The following is a 4,296-nucleotide window of genomic DNA, read 5'->3' as shown; positions in this document are numbered from 1 at the left end:
GCTTTTGAAAAACTCTGTATTTTTAAGACCATTTATATAGATCTTCGCTGCGGCTTGCTCGAGTCCTCGAAAATGCAAGCATTTTCTTCGTGCGGTGTGATTCGAGGAAGAAAATTCAACGTCCCGCGGGAAAAGCGAATAGATGAGACCCCGCAGCGCAAGCGATTAAGGAACGGAATTGTAGTGCGCCACGTCCTGTGGCAACGATTCCGTGACCAACATCCTGTTGCCCTCAGCGTTCGCCCGCATGAGTCGTGCAAGCCTTCGCTGCAATCAACAAATTCCCCTATTTTTATGGATTAAATTGGATAATCAACACGCCTGATATTTTATTGTAGCATGACAACTTCATTCTCATATTACTGGTAAATATGATAATTATTGATCAGAGTTTGCCTCTAAGATAGAGGTGAATACAGGAATGAACTTTGAGTAATGGAAAGCAAAGAAACTACTAACTTCAAATCATCTTGGAATTTGTGAATATAAAAATGATATCGAAGAAGATATTTCAAAACACCCGATAAAGATTTTAAAGTGATATAAAAGAAAAGGAGTCAAAGTTATGGAATTAACCATATACTTCGACTCCTTTTTGTGATGCTTTTTGTTTAGTTCACGTTTTAACGTGTGTATTGCTTCGACAATCTCCATGCCTTTTTCATGTATAAACAAGAAGTGATTAGTATGCGGTCCAACCAGCATCGGCTGCGATGACCTGACCATTGATGAAGCTTGATTCATCAGAACCTAGGAACAATGCAAGTTTAGCAATTTCTTCAGGTTGACCAGCCCGTGGCATGATAGCTAGCCCGAGGTGTTGTCGAGCTGCACCAAACTCGCTTATATTTTTCATAGAGGAGCTAATATTGGTTACTACACCGCCTGGAGCAATCCCGTTACAGCGGATGTTTTTGTCTGCGTACATGAATGCAGTATTTTTCGTCAATCCGACAACAGCATGTTTTGAAGCAGTGTATGCAGCACCAGCGCGAGCACCATAAAGACCACCGGCAGAAATATTGTTAACGATTACGCCATGACCTTGTTCTAGGAAGATGTTTGCTGCAATACGCATGGATTTCATAACGCTTGTTGTATTAACGGCGAATACTAGATCCCAACGAGCATCTTCTACTTCACCAACTGGTTGCATGCCATCCATAATACCAGCGTTGTTGACAATGTTTTGCAACGTCTAAATCTACTAGGTTCATTTAAAAAAATAATCATAAACATTTTTCGCGAGCAATGAACATGTTACAACGATAAATAATACACGTACATAACCTGTACCTTGTTTAAGGGCAAATCTAGAGCCAATAATAGCACCGAAGATTTGTGCGATCCCCATTGGAATGCCATATGCATAATGGATTTGACCTAAAGACATGAACGTAAGAAGTGCCGCAATATTACTACCAAAGTTTAAGAATCGAGCATTTCCTGCTGCCTTTAGAAAATCAAAGCCTACCATTAAAAAGGCGAATATGAGAAAAGAGCCTGTACCAGGTCCTAAGAAGCCATCGTAAAAACCAATTGCAAAAATAACCATTATAAACAATGTTAGTTTTACAGATGATAACTTTTTGTATGTAGAATTACTGCCCCAATCTTTTTTAATAATCGTATATACAGCGACTCCTGCAAGCATGATGAGCATCAGAGGTTTTAATATATCTGGGTCCATTAAATGGACGATCCATGCGCCAAGAGCTGAACCGACAAATACTAATGGGAAAAACTTTGCGACTGATTTGAAATCCATTTTTCCTGAGCGGTAGAAAGTAATTGTACTGGTCAAAGATCCCATTGTACCAGCCAGTTTATTTGTTGCAACGGCTGCGGCAGGAGAAAGACCGACAAATAATAGTGCTGGTAGACCAATCAACCCGCCTCCACCAACTACTGAATCGATAAATGCAGCCAAAAATCCAAAAAGCACAAGAATTAATAATAAAGAAAAATCAACATCAACATGAAATGGCATCAAATCAACCTTCCTAAATAGTGACTACCAAAATGGTAACTAAAATCCTTTTGAATGTAAATAGTTCAAAAAGATTTGGTATGATACATGTAACATGTAAGAAGGATACGGGGGAATATAAATGGAGGATTTAGTGCAACAGCTAAAAGCCATAGGATACACTGAATATGAAGCAAAATCCTATGTTTCACTAGTAAAATCAGGTACTGTCACAGCTTACCAAGTAAGTAAGAACTCTGGCATACCAAGAGCACGAATTTATGATATTCTGAAAAGCCTTATCGAAAAAGGGCTTGTCTTAAAAGAAGAAAAAATCGATGGAACAGTCTATTCACCATTACCGGTAGATGTTTTTCTTGAAAAAGCACAATCCAACTGGCAAAAAAATTATCAAAGCTTAAGTAATAAACTAAAGCAGCTTGAAACAACAGAAGAAAGTCCAGACAATCGAATTTTAATATTAAAAGAAAAGACAACTATCATTAGCTATTGTAGGATGCTTATTAGGAAGGCTGAGAAGCGGATTATTATCTCATTGTGGGATGATATGTATGAAGAAGTGAGAGAGGAGTTAGAGGAAGTAGCGGAGGGTGTTCAAATTCAAGGTATTACATTGCATGTTGATCATCCTATAAAGACTGTGGATTTACATCGCATTACACATTTTACAGAAGCACCGACTAGTAAAAGGTGGTTCGTTTTATCGATCGACGCAAAGGAAATGATATATGGCTCATATGTAAATGATTGTGAATTGGCTTTTTATACGAATGATCAAGTACATATATATCTATTAGAAGATTATGTTTGGCACGATGTACTAGTTAATCGCTTAGTAAAACGCAACAAAGACAATTTGGAACAGTGGATTTCGGAAGAACGTAAAAAGTTTTTTATGGAAGATGGATTTGTGGAAAAGTAAGTGGATAAATCATTAATCGAAAAATTATACACATGTGGATAACTAAAAAGCTTATAAAATCTAGGTGAATAGGTTTATAAGCTTTGATGTTTACATAGGCGAAGTAGCAGTAGAAGGAAATTTTCTTTATAAAAGTACTTTTGCAATGGATTTTTGTGGAGACTAAAAACATAAAATTGAATAAACATATGCAAATAGGATTTTTTAGACATAAAAAGTTGGCAAATCTATATGGGATGAAGGGATAGGATGATTAGATTTTTTCAGTTCATTTCAAGCTTTGATGATAATTTGGCGAATTTCATAGAATTATATGGTGTGTTTATTTATATTGCATTATTTTTCATCATTTATTCAAAAACAGCTTTTGTGGTTTTGACCTTTTTACCGGGCGATGCACTGGTATTTGCTAGTGGAGCGTTGACGGCAATCGGAAAATTGGATTTTTGGATATTGTTAATCCTCTTTATCAGTGCAACGATTGCAGGAGATAGTCAAAATTATTTGATTGGAAATTTATTTAGAAGATGGCATGATAAAAAGCCACGATTAAAAAATTTTTTAGAAAATACACTTCAAACAGCTCAAACATTTGTTTATCGGTATGGCTCATTTTCTATCTTAGTTGCCCGGTTTGTTCCTCTGATGCGAACGACTGTCCCACTTGCTAGCGGCCTTACTCAGTATTGTTTTTCAGTATTTTTGAAGTTTAATAGTTTAGGTGCCATTCTATGGGCATCTTTTTGGTTAAGCATAGGTTATGTATTAGGTAATATTGAATGGATTGAAAATAATTTAGTTATATCTTTGACGATGATATCGTTTATTCCATTGCTCGTTCCAACGATATTTGTAGTTATCAATAAGCTGAAAAAGACCTTTTTTCATAATACAAAAAATGATAATGCTGAAAAACCAAGTTAAAAAGAGTTACTTCAAAATTGTTTTTGGGTAACTCTTTTGTGCTTTAATAAGCTAAGTGGAAGGCTAAGAGGAGTAGAGTATTCAAAATGTAACTTCTTGCAGCGCATAATGAAAATCTTAGCAAAAGAAAGAAGTTCTAATTAGTATGTGAAGTGAAGCCTTACTCAGTGAAGTTTTCTTCACCTCTACTGTTTATGAATAGGACCATTATATTTTTACAGGGAGTCGATCCTCGCTTGAGATCGTTGAAAAACTATAGCTTTACCATCTTTTCCTTTATTTTATGAGCTCAAAAAGCTGATTTATATCGCATTTTTGAAGGCTTTTCTGTAGAGGGCTATGAATAAGCTTTACTAAACAGGCACTGCATAAATCATTTTCTTCTTAAAAAATCCGAACATTTAATAATAACCAATTTTGATAGTTGTGGAGCGGAAGACGGCGACTCCTCGAAAATGCA

Annotated in this window: 4 protein-coding genes and 1 pseudogene; 3 read left to right on the top strand and 2 right to left on the bottom strand. The window is 36.1% G+C overall.

The genetic code is table 11. From position 1 onward, the window contains the following. A partial coding sequence (locus tag FEZ13_RS19870; RefSeq protein ID WP_222434437.1) for a hypothetical protein occupies nucleotides 1-303 on the top strand: 303 nt, incomplete at its 5' end. Nucleotides 304-682: 379 nt separating this feature from the next. Here the strand turns inward: FEZ13_RS19870 and FEZ13_RS19140 are convergent. Together FEZ13_RS19140 and FEZ13_RS19135 are read right to left on the bottom strand one after the other, a co-directional pair. Next, a pseudogene (locus FEZ13_RS19140) lies at nucleotides 683-1,195 on the bottom strand (SDR family oxidoreductase); the annotation flags it as partial. An 18-nt stretch (nucleotides 1,196-1,213) separates the two neighbouring features. Then, the gene (locus FEZ13_RS19135; RefSeq protein WP_146553971.1) at nucleotides 1,214-1,990 is read right to left on the bottom strand and encodes a TSUP family transporter; all 777 of its coding nucleotides are present in this window, start codon (nucleotides 1,988-1,990) and stop codon (nucleotides 1,214-1,216) included. 121 nt (nucleotides 1,991-2,111) lie between these two features. On the opposite strand from FEZ13_RS19135, the gene FEZ13_RS19130 reads away from it, so the two are divergent. Both FEZ13_RS19130 and FEZ13_RS19125 read left to right on the top strand, forming a co-directional pair. After that, nucleotides 2,112-2,912 (top strand): TrmB family transcriptional regulator, encoded by an 801-nt coding sequence (locus FEZ13_RS19130; RefSeq protein ID WP_146553970.1) that lies wholly within the window; start codon nucleotides 2,112-2,114, stop codon nucleotides 2,910-2,912. A 249-nt stretch (nucleotides 2,913-3,161) separates the two neighbouring features. Next, nucleotides 3,162-3,836, top strand: a complete 675-nt coding sequence (locus tag FEZ13_RS19125; protein WP_146553969.1) for a DedA family protein — start codon at nucleotides 3,162-3,164, stop codon at nucleotides 3,834-3,836. The last annotated feature ends 460 nt before the right edge of the window (nucleotides 3,837-4,296 follow it).

The sequence above is a fragment of the Rummeliibacillus sp. SL167 genome (assembly GCF_007896505.1).
GTDB classification, from domain to species: Bacteria; Bacillota; Bacilli; order Bacillales_A; family Planococcaceae; genus Rummeliibacillus; species Rummeliibacillus suwonensis.
This window is presented reverse-complemented; position numbering and strand designations above follow the sequence as displayed.